Origin of the sequence: Rhizomicrobium sp. (assembly GCA_037200045.1) — a bacterium.
In the GTDB taxonomy this organism is placed as follows: domain Bacteria; phylum Pseudomonadota; class Alphaproteobacteria; order Micropepsales; family Micropepsaceae; genus Rhizomicrobium.
Window position 1 is genome coordinate 1,782,782 of record JBBCHM010000001.1, and the last position, 20,455, is coordinate 1,803,236.

Below are 20,455 nucleotides of genomic sequence, written 5' to 3' on the forward strand. Positions count from 1 at the left end.
TAGCCGAGCGCGGCGGCCGAGGAAAACCGGCGGCCCCGACGCGGCGACGACGCGATCGCGCGACCCCATACCGGAAACCGCGCGCAAGTTGCAGGACGGCGAAGGGAGTTTTCATCGCGTCATTTTCCTGCCAAGCTGGTGGGGTAGTTTCATGCGACCGGCGTGCTCTCGGTAATTTGCGAACGACTTCGCGCGAGGGGGGCGCATGTCGGAACCGTCCAAGAAGCCTGGCGCTGGCCTTTCCGCTTTCTTCGGCGGCTATATCGGTTTCGTGGTGCTGGGTTCGGCGCTTCAGGCGCTGTTCTGGATGGCCCTCATCCTGATCAATCCGTTCGGTATCTCGTCGGCCGCGGACCGGGTCTCCGAATCGATCTTCCTCAAATTCTACGCCTTCGCCTATCCGAGCTTCACGCATGCCTCGGCCCGGGACCAGATCCTGGTCGTGCTGTACGACGAAAAAACCGGGCTGCCGAAAGAGGGCGAGTGGCCGCTGCCGCGAAGCACCCATGCCGAGCTCATCCGGCGCATCCTGGACATGCAGCCGCGGGCGGTGTTCCTCGACATCCTGTTCGACACGCAAAAGGGCGGCGACAGGTCCCAGACATCGGCGATGCTGGACGCCGCGCGCGGCGCGCGGGCGCGCACGAAGCCGACCGCGCCGGTCTTCTTCGCGTCTTATGCGGAAGACGACACGCACAAGCTGGTCGACCTGATCGCGGCGCTGCCCGTCACGCGTACGGGCACGAAGGTGCTGCCCGGCCAGGCCTATCGCGCGCCGGTCGAGTATACCGCGCTCACCAATCACTATCCGTTGACCGATACGCACAAGGAGAACGGCGCGCTGACCGCGGCGGCGGCGCTGTACAACGCGTACAAGCCCGGTCCGTTCGACAAGAAGCTGGCGCCGCTCCATCCCGGCGAGGACGACATGCTCGTCGCCTGGGGCGCGGCGCTGCCGTCCAAGCACGGCCGCGACGCAAAGGCCTTTCCCGGCTGCCTGCACTATTTCGAAGACAGCAGCGACCGGTGGCACGGCATCGGCTATGCGCTGGGGACCGCGATATTCGGCCGGTTTCCCGACCAGGATTTCGGCTGGGACAAGCTGCAGCCCTGCGCCTATCACCAGATGGTGTCCGCCGCCGATTTCTTCGACACGAAGCCGGCGCGGGAGGCCGAACTCGAACGGCTGGTCGAGGGTTCCTATGTCCTGATCGGCGCGCGCGTGGCCGGCATCGGCGACGAGATCGTGTCGCCCGTCAACGGCAAGCTGCCCGGCGTCTATCTGCACGCCATGGCGCTCGACAATCTGCTGAGCTTCAATGCCAAGCCCATCGTCTTCTCGTCGGCCTATATGCCGATCCAGACGGTGCTGATCTTCCTCGCCTTGGTTTGCGGCCGGCTGCTTTACGAGCGCCGCATCCTGCCCAAGACGCGGCCGGGCGCGGCGCTGGCGCTTGCCGAGCGGCTTGGCGTGATCGCGCTGTTCGCCATCTTGTCGGCGCTGTTCCTGTTCGTGATGCTGATCGAATGGCACTGGCCGCCCTACAATTGGGGCGCGGTGTTCGCCGTGTCGACGACGGAAGTCCTCGCCGGGACCGGCCGGCTGTTCCTGATCCTGGTGGCCGGCGCGGCCGGCGCGCGATGGGGCGAACATGCGCCCGCGAACTGACCGGACCGGCGCGGCGCGCGCGTTCCTGCTCGCGGCCTGCATGGCCGCTAGTCTGGTCTGGCCGGCCAGCGCGGGCGAGATCAGGGCGTTCAAGTTTCCGGTCCCCACCTTCGACGAGGATGGCGGCGAACTGGACTATGAGATCGACGAGGACAACGCGCCGCCGGCCGACGGCGTGATCGTCTATGGCTGGCGGCCGGACATGAAGATGCTGCTGATCCAGCTTCGCCCCAACGATCCGCAATCCGCGGTCTATATCAGCTACGCCGCCGTGGAGATGCGCGATCAGGCGACGTGGGACGGCCGCATGCGGGCGACGGGCACGCTGTTCTGCGCGCGCGGCGGCAATCGGACGATCCTGGCCGCCGGCGCCAATCCAAACCAGTCGACGACGGGATCGAAGGGCTTCAAGAATCCTTGCTAGGGGGTACGCGCATATGCGCCGATTGTTGATGACGGGCATCGCCGCGGCGGCGCTGTGCCTGGTGCCGGCTGGCGTCTCGACCGCCAAATCGTCGAAGCCCGAGGTCAAGAAGTGGCAGGATTTGCGCGATCATCCGGTCGACTATTCCCGCTTCGAGACGCGGCGGGCGGACATCGCCAAGGAGAACGGCGCCGGCGCCATCGGCCCGCTCGCGCTCGGCCTGGCCGGCCGCAACGACATCGGCAACGACCCGGTCATCGAGGATGCGAAGCTGAAGGCCGCGGTCGAGGCCATGGTCAACAAGTTGATCCCGCCGGACATCAAGCCGCCGCACATCGAAATCATCCTGGTCGACGATCTGGGCATCTTCTCGCGCCTCAAGCTCATCCCGCCGGAGAACGCCGAAGACACGCTCGAGGATCTGAGCGCGAAGCTCAGCTCGGATTACGGCGCCGCGGCGACGCCGGGCGGCGCGCTGGTGCTGAGGCTGGGCACGCTGCGCGCGACCAAGAGCCCGGACGAGCTCAACTTCCTGCTCGGCCACGAGCTGTCGCATCTGCTCTACGACCATTTCAAGAACGAGGACCGCGAGAAGGCGATACAGAAGCTCGCTTCGATCGGCCTGATCGCCGCCAGCCTCATGTCGCGCCAGGGCTCGGCGGATTCGGCCAAGTCGACGGTCGAGGCGTCGCTCGGCCTGGCGCTCATCAACACGCTGTTGGCGCGGCAATGGGACCGCGAGCAGGAGGAAGAGGCGGACGAACTGGGGGCCGAGCTCGCGATCGAATTCGGCGGCTATGCGCCGGGCGGCGTCTACAATGTGATGCAGAAGCTCGAAGACCAGGAGAAGGAGCAGGAGGCGGCGCTCGACAGGCTGTGCGGGCCCGAACACGGGCTCGGCCATCTGGCCGAGGACGTCTTCGGCGGCATGACGGGCGTCAAGATCCCGCCGCGCGGCTCCAATCCGAACAGCCCGGCCTGCGCCGCCCGCAAGAACTTCGTCAGCGAGTTGCTCGACCAGCATCCCCCCGCCAAGGATCGCGACGACAATGTGCGCAAGCATATCGCGCTGTGGTACGCCGATCTCGACAAGCATCGCGTTCCGTCGCCGTTCCTCGACGCCAAGGGCAACAAGGTCGACAATTTCGTGGCCTTCGCCTCGCCGGGGGGCGACGCCAACCGGCTGGCGCTCGCCTATGACGGATTGACGGCGCTGCGCGAAGGCGACATGGCCAAGGCCAAGCGCATCCTCGCCTCGCTGGTCGGGAAAAAGGCCAAGGGCGAGAAGCTCGCGCCGGTCTTCCTGCTGCAATACGGCATCGCGAAGAAGGAAGGCCGGATGGCCGAGGCGCTGGAGGCGCTCGAGGGGGCGACGCGCACGCCGCAGGTCTATCTTCTGGCCTTCGACCTGCTGGCGCAGGAGTACGAAGGCGCCAAGCGCTGGGCCGACGCGGCGCGCACCGTCGCGCGCTGGCGCGAGAAGAGCGACGACGACACGCTCTATCCGCGCCTCATCGCCGATTGGCGCGAGGCGAAGGATACCGACAAGATGACCAAGGCGCTGAACGGCTGCCGCAGCAACAGTTCGGGCCAGCTCGTCGAACTCTGCGAGAAGGCGGCCCTGCCGCCCGACCCCGACAAGGACCACGATCCCGGCAAAGACCACGACAAGGACGCGGACAAGCCGTTCGATCCGAGCCGCCTGCTCCCCTGACGCGGCCCGCGCGGGCGTTCGCCGCAGAAGCGGCGCGGCCGCGGCGACGGCCGAGACGCTCTATGGCGCGCCGCAATCGGCGCAGACCGCGACCTCGACCGTGACGTGGCTGAGATCGGGGAAGTGCCGGCGCAGGCCCGTCTTGATCGCTTCGGAATCGGTATGCGCCGGGCTGACCAGCGAGACGATCAGCCCGCGATGGCCGGGTCCCAGCCGCCACAGATGCAAATCGCAGACGCGGGTGCCCTCGGCCTGTTCGAGATGGCCGCGAATCTCGGCCGCCAGGTGCGGGCTGTCTTCCGCGTCGAGCAGCACCAGCGCGCTGTCGCGGATCAGGCCATAGGCCCAGGAGGCGATGACCACGGCGCCGATCACGCCGACCAAAGGATCGAGGAAGCCGATGCCGAAGAACAATCCGGCCGCGAGCGCGACAATCGCGAGCACCGACGTCGCCGCGTCCGCCAGGACGTGGACATAGGCCGCGCGCATGTTGTGATCGGCGTGCTCGTCGTGATGGTGATGGGCGTGGCCGTGCTCATGGGCGTGTTCGTCGTCCTTCAGGATGAAGGCGCTGACGATGTTCACCACAAGGCCCAGCGTGGCGATGCCCAGCGCGTCGCCATAGTTCACCGGCACGGGCGCGGCGAGCCGCGCGACCGATTCGAACGCCACCCCGAGCGCGATCAGGCCGAGCACGATGGCGCTGGCGAAGGCCGCGAGGTCGCCGAACTTGCCCGAGCCGAAGGTGAAGCGCGTATCCTTGGCGTGGCGGCGCGCCAGCCAATAGGCGCCGGCGGCGAGACCCAGCGCCCCGACATGCGTCGCCATGTGGAAGCCGTCGGCGAGCAGCGCCATGGAACCGAACAGCAGGCCGCAGGCGATCTCCACCACCATGAAGGCGGCGGTGATCAGCGTGGCGAGCCGGGCGCGGCTTTCGGCGCGCGCATGGCCGGCGCCGAGGAAGACATGGTCGTGCGTCCAGATGCCGTGCTCGTGATGGTCGTGGATCGTCATGATCCTAGAATACGCCTCCGCGCGGCCAAAAGGAAAAGGGCCGCGCTGGGATCGCGGCCCTTTTCCCAACGGAGGAGGATGAAACTTCGTTTAGTGGCTGAGGACCACTTTGCGCTGGTCGGCGAAAGTCTCGCCTTCGAGCGCCTCGCCATGCGGCTTGAGCACCGCATAGATCTCGCCCGAGGCCGAGATGAGCTGATAGCCCGTGCCGGTCGGCGCCCATTTGATGAGCCTGGTGCTGCTGGAGCAATCGGCGCCCTGGGCGATCGCGCCATCGGCCGAGATCGTGAGGTCGCAGGGAGCCTTGGCGCCGACGGCGAGCTTGTAGGTGCCGGCGGCCAGGGCGGGCGCCTGGGCGTAAGCGGAGCTGAAACCGGAGATCGCGAGGACGAAGGAAAGGGTCAGGAGGCGGGACGTGTTCATGTGAATAATTCCTTCAAGGTTCAACATTCAGAAGATTAGTATCAGCCGATCCAATTTCAAGGATATTTTCTTCGCAGATGCAACAATTCGTTCTGCGGAATTTTGCGGCTGTAATTTAATTCAATTATATCAATGCATTATATGACGAAAAAATTTTGATGACTGGCCGGTTCTTCTCGCCCGCGCGGCATGCATGCCTGCAGTGCACAAGAGCGTTGGCGTGGGGTGGGCCTCTCCCCTGCGGGAGGGGAGAGGCGGAAAACCGCTACTTCGGCTGGGGCACGATGCGCAGATAGGGGCGCGGGGCTTTCCAGCCGCCGGGGTAGAGCTTCTCGGCTTCCTCGTTGGTCACCGTGCCGGCGATGATGACATCGTCACCCGGCTTCCAGTTCGCCGGCGTCGCGATCCGGTGCTTGGCGCCGAGCTGCAGCGAATCGATGACGCGCAGCACTTCGTCGAAATTGCGGCCCACCGTCATCGGATAGACCAGGATGAGCTTGATCTTCTTGTCGGGGCCGATGATGAAGACGTTGCGCACCGTCTGGTTGTCGGCGGGCGTGCGCTTCAACGGATCGCCGGAAATTTCCGCCGGCAGCATGTTGTAGAGCTTGGACACGTTGAAATCGGTGTCGCCGATGATCGGATAGTTGGGCGCGGTGCCCTGGGTCTCGGCGATGTCCTGGGCCCATTGCGCGTGGCGGTCCACCGGATCGACGCTGAGGCCGATGATCTTCACATTGCGCTTGTCGAATTCCGGCTTGAGCTTGGCCATGGTGCCGAGCTCGGTCGTGCACACCGGGGTGAAATCCTTGGGGTGCGAGAACAGCACGCCCCAGGAATCGCCGAGCCATGTGTGGAAATTGATCCGGCCTTCGGTGGTGTCGGCGTCGAAATCGGGTGCGGTATCGCCGATGCGCAGGGACATGGAAGCCTCCGTCTAGTGTTTCACTATACAACGGCGGCGAGCTTAGCCAAGTTTCATGTCAGGCGTGAGGGCCTCTTTGGGAACCGCGAAGAGCCAGGCGGAGACGAGGCTTGCCGCCAGCGCGCCCGCGATCTGCGCGGCGATGAAGGCGGGGACGTCCGCCGGACGGATGCCGGAAAAGGTCGGCGTCAGGGCCCGCGCCACCGTCACCGCCGGATTGGCGAAGGCGGTCGAGGCGGTGAACCAATAGGCCGCCGCGATATAGAGGCCGACGGCGAAGGCGATGACGCCTTCGCCCCGCGCCCGGCAGGCGAAAATCGCGAGCAGCAGGCCGAAGGTCGCGACGAACTCCGACAGCCAGATCGGCGGACCGCTGCGCGCGGCGGTGCCGGCCGCGATCAGCGGCAGGGCGAACATCGCATGGGCGAGCCAGGTACCGGCAAGGCCGCCGGCGAATTGCGCGAGCATATAGGCGGCGGCGGTCTTTCCATCGAGTTCGCCGCGCAATGCGAATGAGACCGTGACCGCTGGGTTGAAATGTGCGCCCGACACCGGCGCCAGCGACAGGATCAGGACCACGAGCAAAGACGCGGTCGCGGCGGTGTTGCAGAGCAGCGCCAGCGCGCTGTCGTGCGTCAGCGCCCGCGCCATGATCCCCGAGCCGACGATGCCGGCGACCAGCAGGCACGTCCCGAGCGCTTCGGCGAAGACGGCGCGGCGAAGATCAGCCACGGCCGATGGCGTCGACTTGGCTCTTCAAGGCAAGGCGATCGAGTTTGGCGATCGGCAGCGCGGCGAAGACGCGGATGCGGTTGGTCAGCAGGCGCAGCGTGTCGCGGAAGGCCTGGGCCTTCACCGCGTCGCTGCCCTCCACGGCCGCCGGATCGGGCATGCCCCAATGGGCGGTGACGGGATGGCCGGGCCATACCGGGCACACCTCGCCCGCCGCGTCGTCGCAGACCGTGAAGACGAAATCCATCACCGGCGCATCGGGCCGGGCGAACTCGTCCCAGCTTTTGGAGCGGTAGCCATCGGCAGCGAGACCGGCCTGCTTCAGCGTCGTCAGCGCGAAGGGATTGACCGCGCCCTTCGGGTAGCTACCCGCCGAGAAGGCGCGGAAGCGGCCCTTGCCTTCGGCGTTCAGCACGCCCTCCGCCAGGATCGAGCGCGCCGAATTGCCGGTGCAGAGGAACAGGACGTTGTAGACGCGCGCGCTCATGCCTAACCGCGACACGGGGCGGCCGGCGCGCAGGCATCCAGCGCGAAATCGCAGATCTCGGGGCGGCCGGCGCAGCAGTCTTCCATCAGGAAGGCGAGCAGCGCGCGCATGCCGTCGTAATGCGCGGCATAGATCAGGCTGCGGCTTTCGCGCCGCTGGGTGATGAGGCCGGCATGTTCCAGCTCTTTCAGGTGAAAGGACAGCGTCGGCGCCGGCGTCGCCAGCGCCTCGGCGATGGCGCCGGCGCTTTCGCCCGCCGGGCCGGCTTGGATGAGCCGGCGGAAGATCGCCAGCCGGGTTTCCTGGGCGAGCGCGGATAGTTTCGCGAGGGCGACGTCTGATTCCATATTTCCAGAATAATGGAAATGAAGAGTTTGGCAAGGGCCGATCCGGCCGGACACCTTGGCGTGAGCGCGTTGCCCTATCGGGCCGGGCGGGCGACAGTCGAACGCTTCGCGACGGGGACTTCGATGAAGACAAAACTTGCCTGGGCGCTCGGCGCCTTGCTGTCGGTCGCGTGCGTCGCGCTGGCCGAGGATGCCAGGCCGGTCTACGGCGATTTCGGGCTCGACCTCGCGGGCGGCGATCCGGCGACCAGGCCGGGCGACGATTTCTTCCGCTATGGCGGCGGCACCTGGCTCGACCACGCCACGATCCCCGCCGACAAGCCGGCGATCACCCTGCGCCTGATCGCCGCCGACCGCACACAGACACAGCTCCACGACATCCTGGAGCAGGCCGCGGCCCATGCGGAGCATGAGCCCAAGACCGTCGAGGGCAAGGTCGGCGCTTTCTACAAGGCGTTCATGGACGAAGCGCGCATCGAGACGCTGGGCGCGGCGCCGCTCGTGCCGCTGCTGGCGCGCATCCGCGCCATGACGACGAAATCCGACATCGCCGCCCTGATGGGCGAGAACGGCTTCGAGTTCGGCGGCACGGTGTTCGGGCTCGGCACCGATGTCGATCTGAAGGATCCGTCGCACTACGCCGTCTATGCCGGCCAGAGCGGGCTGACGCTGCCCGACCGCGACTATTACCTGCAGCCCAATTTCGCGGACACCAAGGCGAAGTTCGAGGCCTATGTCGCGGGGCTGCTCGGCCGGATCGGCTGGCAGGATCCGGCCGGCAGCGCCAAGGCCGTGGTCGCCTTCGAGACGGCCATCGCCGAGGCGAGCTGGACCAAGGCGCAGGACCGCGATCCGGTGGCGACCTACAACAAGATGAGCATCGCCGAGCTTGCCGCGCTCGCCCCCGGCTTCGATTGGGCGGCGTTCCTGAAGGCGGCGAAGCTGGGCAAGCTCCAGACCATCATCGTCGCCGAGAAATCGGCGTTCCCGAAGCTCGCCAGGATCGTCGCCGATACGCCGCTCGACACGCTGAAGGCGTGGCAGGCGTTCCGCACCGCCGACGACGCGGCGCCTTATCTGTCGCAGCCATTCGCCGACGCCTATTTCGAGCTGCACAACAAGACGCTGTCGGGCCAGGCGGAACAGGCGGTGCGCTGGAAGCGCGGCGTGCTCGCGGTGTCGGGCCAGAGCGACGGCGCCGACCGCATCGAGACCTTCGGCAATATGGGCTGGGCGGTGGGGCAGCTCTACACCGCGAAATACTTCCCGCCATCGGCGAAGGCGAAGATCGAGGCGCTGGTGCGCAACGTGAAGGCCGCGTTCCACGCGCGGATCGAGACGCTCGACTGGATGAGCCCGGCGACCAAGATCGAAGCGCTCAAGAAGCTCGACACCTATGTGATCAAGGTCGGCTATCCCGATCATCCGCGCGACTACTCCAATCTTACCATTCACGACGACGATGTGATCGGCGACGTGCGGGCGGCGGCGCGGCGCTCCTATGACTTCTACATCGGCCGCCTTTATGGGCCGGTCGACCGCGACGACTGGTCGATGACGCCGCAGACCAACGACGCCTATAACGGATCCTTGCGCGATATCGTGTTCCCCGCCGCGATCCTGACGCCGCCGATCTTCGATGCGGCCGCCGACGACGCGGTCAATTACGGCGGAGCGGGCGCGGTGATCGGCCACGAGCTGACGCATGGCTTCGACGACCAGGGCCGCCAGTTCGACGCGACCGGCGCCTTGCGCGACTGGTGGGCGCCGGCCGACGCGGCGATCTTCAAGGCGCGCGCGGCGATGCTGGGGGCGCAGTATTCGGCGTTCGAGCCGGTACCCGGCGCGCATATCAACGGCGATCTCACCATGGGCGAGAACATCGCCGATCTCGGCGGCGTCACGCTGGCGCTGGCGGCCTATCGCGCCTCGCTGAACGGCAAGCCGGCGCCGGTGCTGGGCGGGCTGACCGGCGATCAACGCGTGCTGCTCGCCTGGGCGCAGGCCTGGCGCGGCAAGGCGCGCGACGACTTCGTGCGCCGCCAGGTGGTGAGCGATCCGCATTCGCCGCGGCAATACCGCGTCAACGGCGTGGTGCGGAACGTCGATGCCTGGTACGCGGCGTTCGGCGTGACGCCGGGCGACAAACTTTACGTAGCGCCGGACAAGCGCGTGCACATCTGGTAGGCCGCTTACAGCGTTGACTATATCGATTTAGTAGAGTTTAAAGCGGGATCGGGCTTGCCCGGGCGTTTCCTCCCTGAACTTGGACCGCGGGCCGGAGGAACGAAATGCGGTGCGGCGCAGCTCCCCTTTTGCGCCGCCTCGCCGGCCGTCTTAAGCTCCGGCCCGCGCTTTTTCGGAGCAGACCATGGCGAAGATCACCACGCGCAAGCTGACGCCCACGATCGGCGCGGTCGTCGAAGGCGTCGACCTGTCGAAGCGGCTGGACGAGGAGGAGATCGGCCAGGTGCGTGACGCCCTGCTGAGGCACAAGGCGATCTTCTTCGAGGACCAGCACATCACGCCGGTGCAGCACCGCGACTTCGCGGCGCGCTTCGGCAAGCTGCACACCCATCCGCTCTATCCCGGCGTGCCCGAGGCGCCGGAGATGTTCATCCTCGACAACCACGGCGGCAATCCGACCGACAACGACGCCTGGCACACCGACGTGACGTTCATCGAGACGCCGCCGCTCGGCGCGATCCTCTATGCCAAGCTGCTGCCGCCGGAAGGCGGCGACACGGTGTGGGCCGACATGCAGGCGGCGTATGAGGGCCTGTCCAAGCCGCTGCAGCGGTTCCTCTCCGAACTCGACGCGGTGCACGATTTCGCGCGCGGCTTTCCGGCGCGCGGCGTGGTGGCCAAGGGGGCCGGCGCGGAGAAACACGCCAAGACGGTGGAGGAGCATCCGCCGGTGATCCATCCGGTGGTGCGCACCCATCCTGAGACCGGCGCCGACGGACTATTCGTGAATTACGGCTTCACGGATCGCATCAAGGGCCTGCGGCGGGAAGAGAGCAACGCGCTGCTGAGCCTGCTGTTCGCGCATATCCAGAAGCCGGAATACCAGGTGCGCTGGAAGTGGAAGGAGAATTCCGTCGCCTTCTGGGACAACCGCGTCACGCAGCACTACGCGGTGAACGATTATCTGCCCCACCGCCGCATCATGAACCGCGCGACGATCCTGGGCGACCGCCCGTTCAACCGCGCGCGCCGGCCGGCGGATGTGCGCCAGGCGGCGGAGTAGTGCCTACAGAACCAAGGCTCGCGCCGTCGGTTCGGATGCTCGATGGTGCGGATTTCACCTGGGTCCGCCGTTCGTACGCTGCCGCTGCGAACTCGCGGCGGATGACACCGAAGGATTGGTCCCGGAACCCTATGTCGGCGGCGGGGCGTGGAGGTAGCTCTCCACCAGGCTGCCGGCGACCAGACGCCAGCCGTCCACCAGCACGAAGAAGATCAACTTGAACGGCAACGAGATGATCACCGGCGGCAGCATCATCATGCCCATGCTCATCAGGATCGAGGCCACCGCCATGTCGATGATCAGGAACGGCACGAAGATCAGAAATCCGATCTCGAAGGCGCGCTTGAGCTCGCTGAGCATGAAGGCCGGCGCGATGGTGGTGACCGCCACGTCCTGCGGCTTGGCCGGCGGCTTGGAATTGCTCATGTCGAGGAACAGCTTCAGATCCGCCGCGCGGACATGGCCCAGCATGAATTTCTTCATCGGCGTGGCGGCGCGGTCGAACGCCTGCTCGGTGGTGATCTGGTTGTTCACCAGGGGCACGATGCCCTGGTTGTAGGCGTCCTTCAGCGTCGGCGTCATCACGAACAGGGTCAGGAACAAGGACAGCGAGACGATCACGCTGTTGGGCGGGCTCTGCTGCAGGCCCATCGCGGTGCGCAGGAGCGACAGCACCACGACGATGCGCACGAAGCTCGTCATCATGATGAGGATCGAGGGCGCGATCGAAAGGACCGTGATCAGCGCGATGATCTGCATAATCTTGTCGGTGAAGAGCCCGCCGCCCGACAGATCGATGTTGAGGCCGCCCGCCGCGGTCGAGGTCGCGCCGGCCGTTGCCGTGGCGATCGCGTTCGCCGCCGGCGAGGCGGCGAAGGCCGCGTGCGGCACCGCGAGCGCGGCCAGCACGACGGCGGCGAGAAGGAGGCCCGGGCGCTTCACGAATGCACCTCGGCGGTCATGAGCGACGCGGTGATCGGCATCGCCTGCGCCGGAATGCCGGATTCGATCACGCTGGTGCCGTCGGGACCCGAGAGCACGACATGTTCGACATTGTCGCGGCGCACGATCAGGAGGCGCTGGCGCGGACCGATCGTCAGCGTCTCGACCACCGCGAGGCGGCGCGTCGCGGCCGGCTTGACGAGCGAGCCCAGGCCGAAGCGGCGCGCCGCAAGCCCGGCGGCCCCGACGAGGCCGAGGACCAGAAGAAGGGCGCCGATGTAGCGCGCGAAATCCATGAGTTCCATGGGCGCATCAAACGTCGTCAACCTTAATCGCGCGTTAAAGCCGGGACGAAATTGCCGGGCAAGTTTTTCCATCAGCGTTAAGCGGCGCTTAATCGATCGGCGGCATCCTCGGTGCGGTTAAGGCTAATTTTCCGTATACGGAGAAGGACGAATGGCTCTCAACGTATCCGACATGCCGCTGATGGCGATGTTGAAGGAGCGCATGAGCTGGCTCAGCGCGCGGCAGAACGTGCTGGCGCAGAACGTCGCCAATGTCGACACGCCCGGCTATGGCGCCAGGGACCTCAAGCCCGTCAATTTCGAGGACATCCTGAAGGATTCCACGACGCCGTCGCAGTTCCAGGGCGGCATGGCGACGACCGATCCGCGCCACATCTCGCTCACCCCGGCGGGCGCCGCCGACTATACCGACTTCAACTCGCCCGACGCCGAGGCCAATCCCTCGGGCAACACCGTGTCGCTGGAGCAGGAGATGATCCGCGTCTCCGACACCCAGGCCGAATTCCAGGCCGCGAGCAACCTCTACGCCAAGGCGATCGACATGATGAAGACCGCCATCGGCCACGGCGGCTGAAGGAGCGCAAGATGGATTTCACCACCTCCCTCATCGTCGCCGCCTCGGGCATGCGGGCGCAGTCCGACCGCATGCGCGTCATCGCGGAGAACATCGCCAACGCCAATTCGACCTCGGCGACGCCCGGCGGCGATCCCTATCGCCGCAAGATCGCGACGGTGAAGAGCGAATTCGACCGCGAGCTGAACGCGACTCTCGTCACGCCGGGAAAGCCGGTGGCCGACATGTCCGACTTCACCACGCGCTACGATCCGGGCAACCCGAACGCCGACTCCAAGGGCTATGTCAAGCTGCCCAACGTCAACGCGCTGGTCGAAATCATGGACATGCGCGAGGCGCAGCGGTCCTACGAGGCCGACCTCACGGTGATGGACGCCTCCAAGTCGATGCTGTCGCGCACCGTCGATCTGCTGAGAAAGTAAGGAGCTAAACCATGGCCGTTCTTCCAGCCGCCGCGGCCGCCGCCTATCAGGCCATCGCCAATATCGGCGGCGCCGGTGCCGCGGGCGGCGCGACCACGTCGGGCGCGCTCGGCGCGGGCGCCGGCGATTTCACCAACTTCCTCCAGACCGCCCTCAAGGACGGGTTGGGCACGATGAAGCAGGGCGAGACCATGGCGGCGCGCCAGGTTTCGGGCCAGGCCAACATCGTCGACGTCGTGAACGCGGTGAACCAGGCGGAGATCACGCTCGATACCGTGGTGGCGGTGCGCGACAAGGTCGTCGCCGCCTATCAATCCATCATGAACATGCCGATCTGAAGACCGGACGTGGGGGCTAGACCAATGACAGCATCGGATTCCATCGACTTTGCGCGTTCTTCCATCCTGGTGCTGCTGGCGGTCATCACGCCGTCCATGCTGACCGCCCTGGTGGTCGGCCTGGGCATCGGCCTGCTCCAGGCGCTGACCCAGATCCAGGAGATGACGCTGGTCTTCGTGCCCAAGATCGTGGCGATCTTCGTGGTGCTCTTGATCACCCTGCCCTTCGCCGGCTCGGCGATGAACGGGCTGATGGTCGATATCGCGCAGCGCATCGCGGCGTACTAGCCGTGCACATCCACCTTCCCGCGCTTTCCGGAATGATCCTCACCTATCTGCTCGTCTTCGCGCGGACCGGCTCGCTCATGATGCTGCTGCCGGCGCTGGGCGAAGGCGGAATTCCCGCGAGCGTGCGCCTCGTTCTGGCGCTGGCGGTGACGGTGGCGCTGACGCCGATGGTGCAGAACCACTATCCGCCGACGGCGCCGTCCAGCGCGCTGCAACTGGGCCTTCTCATCGCGCAGGAGGCGACCGCCGGCATCCTGATCGGCGCCATGTCGCGCATCATCATGAGCGCGCTGCAGACCGCGGGCCTCCTGATCGCGACGCAGACCGGCCTCGCCTATGCCCAGACCGTCGATCCGACGCAGCACGACCAGGGCGCCGCCATCGGCAATTTCTTCTCGCTGCTGGGCGCGGTGCTGATCTTCTCCACCGATCTGCATCACGTCGCGATCGGCGCGATCGCCGGCAGCTACCGGATGATCCCGCCGGGCACCGCCCTTCCCACCGGCGACATGGCGGAGCTGACCGTGCGGCTGGTCAGCGCCTCCTTCGTGCTCGGCTTCCAGCTCGCGGCGCCGTTCCTGGTGTTCGGTTTCGCGCTCTATGCCGCGCTCGGCGTCCTGGCGCGGCTGATGCCGCAGCTTCAGGTGTTCTTCGTCGCCATGCCGATCAACATCATGTTCGGCTTCGTGCTGCTGGCGCTTCTGCTCGGCTCGATGATGACGCTGTTCCTGAATTTCTACGCGACGCAGATGGCGCAGTTCCTATGAGCGCTTGCAGGAAAAGTGTGCAGCGGTTTTCCGTCCGCAAGCGCGACCAAAAATAAGCCATGGCCGACGAGCGCGACGACTCGCAGCAGACCGAACAGCCGACACAGAAACGGCTCGACGAGGCGCGCGCCCAGGGCGACATCGTCAAGAGCCCGGAAGTCTCCGCCTTCGTGCTGCTGCTCGGCGGCACGGTGGCGATCATGATGTTCGGCGCCTCCACCGCCAAGTCGCTGGGCGGCGCGATGCGCATGTTCCTGGAGCAGCCCGACCGGATCGGCATCGCCGCTCCCGCCGACATCATGGCGCTGGCGCGGCAGGTGACGACCACGCTGGGCACGATCCTGGCGCCGGTCTTCGCGGTGATGATCGTCGCCGCGCTCGCCGGACACGTGTTGCAGGCGCGGCCGAGCATCACGCTGGAGAAGATCAAGCCCGACTTCTCCAAGCTCAACATCTTCGCCGGCCTCAAGCGCATGTTCGGCGTCGAGGGGCTGATGAACCTCGTCAAGGGCCTGCTCAAGATCGGCGTCGTCGGCTTCGCGGTGTGGACCCAGATCTGGCCCGAGCGGAACATGCTGCAATCGGTGCTCGACCAATCGCCCGTCGCGGTGGCGGGCGACATGAGCCATCTGCTCTACAAGGTGCTGTACGCCGCGCTGGGCGCGCTGGCCGCCATCGCCGTCGCCGATTATGTGCTGCAGAGCTACCGCTTCATGCAGCGCAACAAGATGTCGCGGCAGGAGATCAAGGAAGAATACCGCCAGAACGAGGGCGATCCCCAGATCAAGGCGAAGATCCGCCAGATCCGGATCGAGCGCGCCAAGAAACGCATGATCGCGGCGGTGCCGGAAGCGACCGTCATCATCACCAATCCGACGCATTACGCGGTCGCGCTGAAATACGAGCAGGGCAAGATGGCGGCGCCGATCTGCGTCGCCAAGGGCGTCGACGCGCTGGCGCTCAGGATCCGCGAAGTGGCGAAGGAGCACGACGTGCCGATCGTCGAGAACCCGCCGCTCGCCCGCGCCCTGCACGCCACCGTCGAGGTCGACGAGGTGGTGCCGGCCGAGCACTTCAAGGCCGTGGCGCAGGTGATCGGCTATGTCTATCGCCTCACCGGCAAGATCAAGGCGAAATAGAATCGATTCGCGCGGAGCCGTGGAGAAAGCATCACAGCAATCACACAAACAACTGTCATCCGCCGCGAATGCGGCGGACCCAGGTGAAGCAGCATAGCTTTGTCGATCAGGGGTCTCGTTCAACGCGCTCCGCCGGCGCAGATGTCAGCTGGGTCCGCCGCATTCGCGGCGGATGACACCGTTTTTTGATTTCGAAATTCTTCCGTCTTGGGACGCTACCGGCACAGCGTGTCGAAGGGCAGGACCTTCACGAGGCGCGGCGCGAAGCTCACGCCGCGCGCCACCAGCGCCTGTTCGAGATTCGCCGGCGTCGGCGGCAGGCGCGGATCGAGCTGCGCGGCGTAGAACGGATCGCGCTCGGCCTCTTCCAGCGGCACGTAGCCGACGCCCCGGCTCTTATAGAGATCGAGCAGGCGCGGCATCATCCGCGCGTCGAAGGCGCCCAGATGCATCAGGAGCACATAAGGGATGTCGCGGCCGAAAAGCTGCATCGACAAAGCGTGGTAGTAGGCAAGACTCGCATCCGCCGCCGATAGGAAGGCGGTTTCCATCGTCGCGATGGTCGCGTCGTCGTGCCGGGCTACGCAGCGCGCATAGGTGTCGTTCCACTGATAGTCGTCGAAGCTCATCGTCACCGCGGCGATGCGGTAGCCATGCGCCGCGAGGAAGGCGCGCGCCTCCAGATGCTTGGCCAGCGTGTCGCCCTCGGCGAGATAGGGATAGCGCAGCCAGTGCCAGTCCTGCCCCGTCATCAAGGGCGTGATCGCGGCCTCGCCTTGCAGCGTGTCGGCGCTCCACTCCGCCAGCGTGTGCATGTCGAGGCTCATATGCGAATAGGTATGGTTGGCGAGCGGAAAGCCGGCGTCGCGCCACAGTTGCAGCACCGGCGCGGCGGGCGGATCGTCCACCAGCCGCAGACCGTTGACGAAGCCGTAGACCGGCCCGGTATTCGCGGCCTTGAGAGCGGCGATGATCTTCGCCGCGATCTCGACCCGCGTCGTATCGGCGGGGAGCGCGGCGTGCGAGGGCAGATCGTCGAAGGTGATGGCGATCTTCATCTCGGCCTCCGCCGGCGCGGCGAACAGGCAGAGCGCGGCGGCCAGGATCAGCTTTCTCATTTCCGTTTTCCCCGAGGCGCCGGACGGGCGGGCGGCGCGAAGAAGGCGAGCGGGATCAACTCGGCCATCGCCTTATAGCCTTCGACCGAAGGATGGATATGGTCGCCGCTGTCGAACGCCGGCAGGAGATGATCGGGCGCGGCGGGATCGCGCAATGCCGCGTCGAAATCGACCACGGCGTCGGCATTGCCCGTCCCGCGGATCCAGGCGTTGAGCGCCTGGCGGTCGGCCTCGTTCGCGGCGGCCGGGTGGTAATAGGTGAAGCCCATGAACGGCATGACGGTGCCGGCCATCACCTTGATGCCGTGATCGCGCGCCCGCTGGACGATCTGGCGATAGGCCGCGATGGCGCGGGCCACCAGCGCCTCATGGTCCGGCATCGGCGCCGCCGCGTCGCGCGTCAGCATGCCGATGTCGTTGACGCCTTCGAGCAGGATCAGCCAATGCACGCCGTTCTGGCTGAGCACGTCGCGGTCGAAGCGCGCCAGTGCGTTGGGGCCGAGCCCGTCGAGCAGCATCCGGTTGCCGCCGATGCCCATGTTGAGCACGCCGATGCCGCGCGTGGCCGGATCGGCCTGGAGCCGGCGCGCCAGATCGTCGGGCCAGCGGTTGTTGGCGTTGGGGATCGAGCCGCGCCCATCGGTGATCGAATCGCCGAGCGCGACGACGGCGCCCCGCGCCCCTTGAACCTCGACGGCTTCGACCATGTACCAATGTTCGAGCATGGCGTAAGGCGCGAGCGTCGCCGCCGTGAGCTGGTCGCCCGGCGCCAGGAACGTCGCGGCCCGCGCGCCGGGATGGCCAGTCGGCTGGAAATCGAGCCGGTCGTAATGCAGCGTGATCGTCAGGTCCGACAGCGGCGCGACCGGGAAGGCGAGCGGATCGGACAGGAAATCCGCCCCGGCGGGCACGGTCACGTCGGCCTGGCCGGCGAAGGTCAGGGCGGCGTCGCTTTGCGGCACGATCGCGCCCAGCACGCCGGGCATCGGCCGGGCGATGTGCACCGCCGTCAGATGCAGCGGAGCGGTGCCGTAGGCGTTGGAAATCCGTACACGGATTACCGGCCCGCCGACCGAGAGATGCACGGTCTGCCGCAGCGTGGTGTCCTGCAACGCCTCGGCCGGAAGCTGGTTCGAGGGTTCGGGCAATTGCTGGGCCGCCGACCAGGTCCCGATCCATCCCAGAGTTTGGGCGGGCCGCGCCGGCCCGGGCGCGTGTGCCGCTCCCGCGACGACTCCGTGCGCCGGAGCGGCCGCCACATGCGCGCTCACCAGGACGGCGAACAGCGCCGCCGCGATCCCTAGCCGTCTCAACGCTTCCGCCCGCCCGTTCCTGGTACCGATACCAGAAGGCTATCCATTGGCATTTATCAATGCAATGCGACGGCCCGTTAACGGAGATTGCCGATTAGGCCCGGGCTCGAAAAGAGCCTACCTTGAAGGGGTACGAATCATGATGGCGACCCGCGTTTTCAACAGCAGTCTGGGCATACCGGCCGGCGCCTGGCGCTGGGCGGCGCTGGGATTCGTGTTCCTGGCGCTCGGATCGGCGGGACTGGCGGTGGCGACGCCGCACGCAGTCGGCTGGGCCGGCGTCATGCTGCTGGCGGCGATCGGCGCGGTCGCCAGCCTGTTCCTCTTCGCGGTCTGGCCCAAGGACAAGCTCTCCGCCGCCGACGCAAGGCGCGTCGCCGAGGCCGCGGCGCGGGCCAATATCGCCTGGGCGATCACCGCCACGGACGGCGCCGTGGTCGACTGCAACGACGTCTATCGCCGCATGTCGGGCGCCAAGGAGGGCGAGTCCGCCCCGCCGCCCGAACTGGCGCTGGCCGGCGAGCCTTCCGCCGCCGTGCTCTATCGCCTGACGCGCGGCGCCGCCGACGGCGTGCCGCGCGAGGAATCCTTCGCGGTCGGTCCGGGGATCGAACTCGTCGCCGCGGTCAGGCCGCTGTCGAACGGCCAGACCGCCTGGTGGTTCACGCCGCGCCTGTCGAATCCGGCGGTGCCGGCCGCACCCGCCAAGCCCACCGCCGCGCCGCCGCCGGTCACCGCGCCGGCCGCCGTCGGCGACATCTTCCGCGACGCGCCGGTCGGCGTCGCCTTCGCCGGCAGCGACGGGCGGGTCGTCGACGCCAATCCGGCCTTCGCGAAATTCTTCGGCGTGCCGGGCGCGCTGGCGGGGCGGCCGTTCGGCGAACTGGTCGAGGCCGCCGACCGCGACCGCGTGGTCGAGCTCATCGCCCAGGCGGCGCAGGGCGCGCACAATGTCGCCAGCGCCGAACTGCGCGCCGCCGGCATCGACGAGCGCACCGCGGAACTGTTCGCCAGCCCGATCAGCGGCGGGCGCGCCATTCTCTATCTCGTCGACGTCTCCGAGCAGAAGGCGCTGGAGACCAAATTCGCCCAGAGCCAGAAGATGCAGGCGGTCGGCCAGCTCGCCGGCGGCGTGGCGCACGATTTCAACAACCTGCTCACCGTCATCATCGGCAATTCCGAATTCCTCCTGATGCGCCACCAGGCGGGCGATCCCTCGTTCAAGGAGATCAACGAGATCCACCAGAACGCGCTGCGCGCCGCCACGCTGGTGGGCCAGCTTCTCGCCTTCTCGCGCAAGCAGACGATGCAGCCGCGCGTGCTGGCGGTGCGCGACGTGGTCGGCGAACTGGCGCTGATGCTGCGGCGCCTCTTGCGCGAGGGCGTGGACCTGAAGCTCGAGCACGGCGCGGATGTGTGGCCGATCCATGCCGACGAGGCGCAGCTTTCCAACGCGATCATCAACCTGGTGGTCAACGCGCGCGACGCCATGCCCAAGGGAGGTACGGTCACGATCCGCACGGCGAACGAGGCGGTGACGGCACCGGTCGCCTTCGGCACCGGCGTGATGCCGGCCGGCGATTACGTCCGCATCGAGGTCGCCGACACCGGCACCGGCATCGCCAAGGAGCATCTGGGCAAGATCTTCGATCCGTTCTTCACAACGAAACCCGTGGGCCAGGGCACGGGGCTGGGCCTCGCCACCGTCTACGGCATCGTCAAGCAGACCGGCGGCTTCATCATGGTCGATTCGGAAGTCGGCAAGGGCACGACCTTCCGCATCTACCTGCCGCGCCACCGCATCGACGCCAACGCGGCGCTGACCGCCGAGCCGGAACGCGCCGGCCCGCGCGACGTGACCGGCCAGGACACGATCCTGCTGGTCGAGGACGAAGAGGCGGTGCGCAGCTTCGCGGCGCGGGCGCTCAAGATGCGCGGCTACAGCGTGCTGGAGGCGAGCGGCGGCGAGGAAGCGCTGGAGATCGTCAAGAACGCCAAGGCGCCCATTGACCTGCTTATTACAGATGTCGTGATGCCGAACATGGACGGGCCGACCCTGGTGCGCGCCGTCAAGCGGATCAAGCCCGATATGGCGGTGATCTTCATGTCCGGCTACGCCGAGGAAGCCTTCCGCCGCAACGACGAGAAGGCCGAGGATTTGCATTTCCTGCCCAAGCCGTTCGGGCTGAAGCAACTCGCAGCCAAGGTGAAGGAAGTGCTGAGCGGCGCGCCGGCGCCGAAGCGGGTTGTTGGCGAGTAGCGCT

At 66.8% G+C, this 20,455-nt stretch carries 22 protein-coding genes; 12 read left to right on the plus strand and 10 right to left on the minus strand.

Annotated elements, in window-relative coordinates:
- Positions 1–205: 205 nt before the first annotated feature.
- From WDM86_08415 to WDM86_08425, 3 genes are read left to right on the plus strand one after another with little or no spacing between them, the layout of a single operon-like run.
- Entirely contained in the window at positions 206–1,669 is a 1,464-nt protein-coding gene (locus tag WDM86_08415) for a CHASE2 domain-containing protein (GenBank protein ID MEI9990046.1), read from the plus strand.
- Positions 1,653–2,093: a hypothetical protein gene (locus WDM86_08420; protein ID MEI9990047.1), complete on the plus strand. Its 441-nt coding sequence runs from the start codon at positions 1,653–1,655 to the stop codon at positions 2,091–2,093. The genes WDM86_08415 and WDM86_08420 overlap by 17 nt, the downstream gene beginning before the upstream one ends.
- A gap of 13 nt (positions 2,094–2,106) precedes the next feature.
- Entirely contained in the window at positions 2,107–3,807 is a 1,701-nt protein-coding gene (locus tag WDM86_08425) for a M48 family metalloprotease (GenBank protein ID MEI9990048.1), read from the plus strand.
- Between the two features lie 60 nt (positions 3,808–3,867).
- Here WDM86_08425 and dmeF read toward each other — a convergent pair whose 3' ends face one another.
- The 6 genes from dmeF to WDM86_08455 form a co-directional block, all read right to left on the minus strand.
- Positions 3,868–4,821: a CDF family Co(II)/Ni(II) efflux transporter DmeF gene (dmeF, locus tag WDM86_08430; protein ID MEI9990049.1), complete on the minus strand. Its 954-nt coding sequence runs from the start codon at positions 4,819–4,821 to the stop codon at positions 3,868–3,870.
- A 90-nt stretch (positions 4,822–4,911) separates the two neighbouring features.
- A complete protein-coding gene (locus WDM86_08435; protein MEI9990050.1) occupies positions 4,912–5,244 on the minus strand; it encodes a hypothetical protein in 333 nt (110 codons plus the stop codon).
- 265 nt (positions 5,245–5,509) lie between these two features.
- The gene (locus tag WDM86_08440) at positions 5,510–6,169 is read right to left on the minus strand and encodes a peroxiredoxin (GenBank protein MEI9990051.1); all 660 of its coding nucleotides are present in this window, start codon (positions 6,167–6,169) and stop codon (positions 5,510–5,512) included.
- A 42-nt stretch (positions 6,170–6,211) separates the two neighbouring features.
- Complete coding sequence (locus WDM86_08445; GenBank protein ID MEI9990052.1) at positions 6,212–6,901, minus strand: MIP/aquaporin family protein; 690 nt, start codon at positions 6,899–6,901, stop codon at positions 6,212–6,214.
- Positions 6,894–7,388, minus strand: coding sequence for an arsenate reductase ArsC (locus WDM86_08450; protein ID MEI9990053.1), 495 nt, complete (start codon positions 7,386–7,388; stop codon positions 6,894–6,896). The genes WDM86_08445 and WDM86_08450 overlap by 8 nt, the downstream gene beginning before the upstream one ends.
- A gap of 2 nt (positions 7,389–7,390) precedes the next feature.
- Positions 7,391–7,735, minus strand: a complete 345-nt coding sequence (locus tag WDM86_08455; GenBank protein ID MEI9990054.1) for a metalloregulator ArsR/SmtB family transcription factor — start codon at positions 7,733–7,735, stop codon at positions 7,391–7,393.
- Positions 7,736–7,858: 123 nt separating this feature from the next.
- On the opposite strand from WDM86_08455, the gene WDM86_08460 reads away from it, so the two are divergent.
- Both WDM86_08460 and tauD read left to right on the plus strand, forming a co-directional pair.
- Positions 7,859–9,922 (plus strand): M13-type metalloendopeptidase, encoded by a 2,064-nt coding sequence (locus WDM86_08460; GenBank protein MEI9990055.1) that lies wholly within the window; start codon positions 7,859–7,861, stop codon positions 9,920–9,922.
- A 184-nt stretch (positions 9,923–10,106) separates the two neighbouring features.
- Positions 10,107–10,985 (plus strand): taurine dioxygenase, encoded by an 879-nt coding sequence (tauD, locus tag WDM86_08465; protein ID MEI9990056.1) that lies wholly within the window; start codon positions 10,107–10,109, stop codon positions 10,983–10,985.
- Between the two features lie 129 nt (positions 10,986–11,114).
- Here the strand turns inward: tauD and fliP are convergent, their stop codons facing one another.
- Both fliP and WDM86_08475 read right to left on the minus strand, forming a co-directional pair.
- The gene (gene fliP / locus WDM86_08470) at positions 11,115–11,927 is read right to left on the minus strand and encodes a flagellar type III secretion system pore protein FliP (protein ID MEI9990057.1); all 813 of its coding nucleotides are present in this window, start codon (positions 11,925–11,927) and stop codon (positions 11,115–11,117) included.
- Positions 11,924–12,232 carry a flagellar biosynthetic protein FliO gene (locus WDM86_08475; GenBank protein ID MEI9990058.1) on the minus strand — a complete coding sequence of 103 codons (309 nt, stop codon included), beginning with the start codon at positions 12,230–12,232 and terminating at the stop codon, positions 11,924–11,926. The genes fliP and WDM86_08475 overlap by 4 nt, the downstream gene beginning before the upstream one ends.
- A gap of 151 nt (positions 12,233–12,383) precedes the next feature.
- On the opposite strand from WDM86_08475, the gene flgB reads away from it, so the two are divergent.
- From flgB to flhB, 6 genes are read left to right on the plus strand one after another with little or no spacing between them, the layout of a single operon-like run.
- The gene (flgB, locus tag WDM86_08480; protein ID MEI9990059.1) at positions 12,384–12,806 is read left to right on the plus strand and encodes a flagellar basal body rod protein FlgB; all 423 of its coding nucleotides are present in this window, start codon (positions 12,384–12,386) and stop codon (positions 12,804–12,806) included.
- Positions 12,807–12,817: 11 nt separating this feature from the next.
- Positions 12,818–13,228, plus strand: a complete 411-nt coding sequence (gene flgC, locus WDM86_08485) for a flagellar basal body rod protein FlgC (GenBank protein MEI9990060.1) — start codon at positions 12,818–12,820, stop codon at positions 13,226–13,228.
- A gap of 11 nt (positions 13,229–13,239) precedes the next feature.
- Positions 13,240–13,566 (plus strand): flagellar hook-basal body complex protein FliE, encoded by a 327-nt coding sequence (locus WDM86_08490; GenBank protein ID MEI9990061.1) that lies wholly within the window; start codon positions 13,240–13,242, stop codon positions 13,564–13,566.
- Positions 13,567–13,590: 24 nt separating this feature from the next.
- Positions 13,591–13,854, plus strand: coding sequence for a flagellar biosynthetic protein FliQ (locus WDM86_08495; protein MEI9990062.1), 264 nt, complete (start codon positions 13,591–13,593; stop codon positions 13,852–13,854).
- 2 nt (positions 13,855–13,856) lie between these two features.
- A complete protein-coding gene (gene fliR, locus WDM86_08500; GenBank protein ID MEI9990063.1) occupies positions 13,857–14,621 on the plus strand; it encodes a flagellar biosynthetic protein FliR in 765 nt (254 codons plus the stop codon).
- Between the two features lie 59 nt (positions 14,622–14,680).
- Positions 14,681–15,760, plus strand: coding sequence for a flagellar biosynthesis protein FlhB (gene flhB, locus WDM86_08505; protein ID MEI9990064.1), 1,080 nt, complete (start codon positions 14,681–14,683; stop codon positions 15,758–15,760).
- Positions 15,761–15,975: 215 nt separating this feature from the next.
- Here flhB and WDM86_08510 read toward each other — a convergent pair whose 3' ends face one another.
- Both WDM86_08510 and WDM86_08515 read right to left on the minus strand, forming a co-directional pair.
- A complete protein-coding gene (locus tag WDM86_08510; GenBank protein MEI9990065.1) occupies positions 15,976–16,878 on the minus strand; it encodes a polysaccharide deacetylase family protein in 903 nt (300 codons plus the stop codon).
- Positions 16,875–18,191 carry an SGNH/GDSL hydrolase family protein gene (locus tag WDM86_08515; protein ID MEI9990066.1) on the minus strand — a complete coding sequence of 439 codons (1,317 nt, stop codon included), beginning with the start codon at positions 18,189–18,191 and terminating at the stop codon, positions 16,875–16,877. Before WDM86_08515 ends, WDM86_08510 begins: the two co-directional genes overlap by 4 nt.
- A 142-nt stretch (positions 18,192–18,333) precedes the next feature.
- Here WDM86_08515 and WDM86_08520 point away from each other — a divergent pair, with 142 nt between their 5' ends.
- Positions 18,334–20,451, plus strand: a complete 2,118-nt coding sequence (locus WDM86_08520; GenBank protein ID MEI9990067.1) for an ATP-binding protein — start codon at positions 18,334–18,336, stop codon at positions 20,449–20,451.
- The last annotated feature ends 4 nt before the right edge of the window (positions 20,452–20,455 follow it).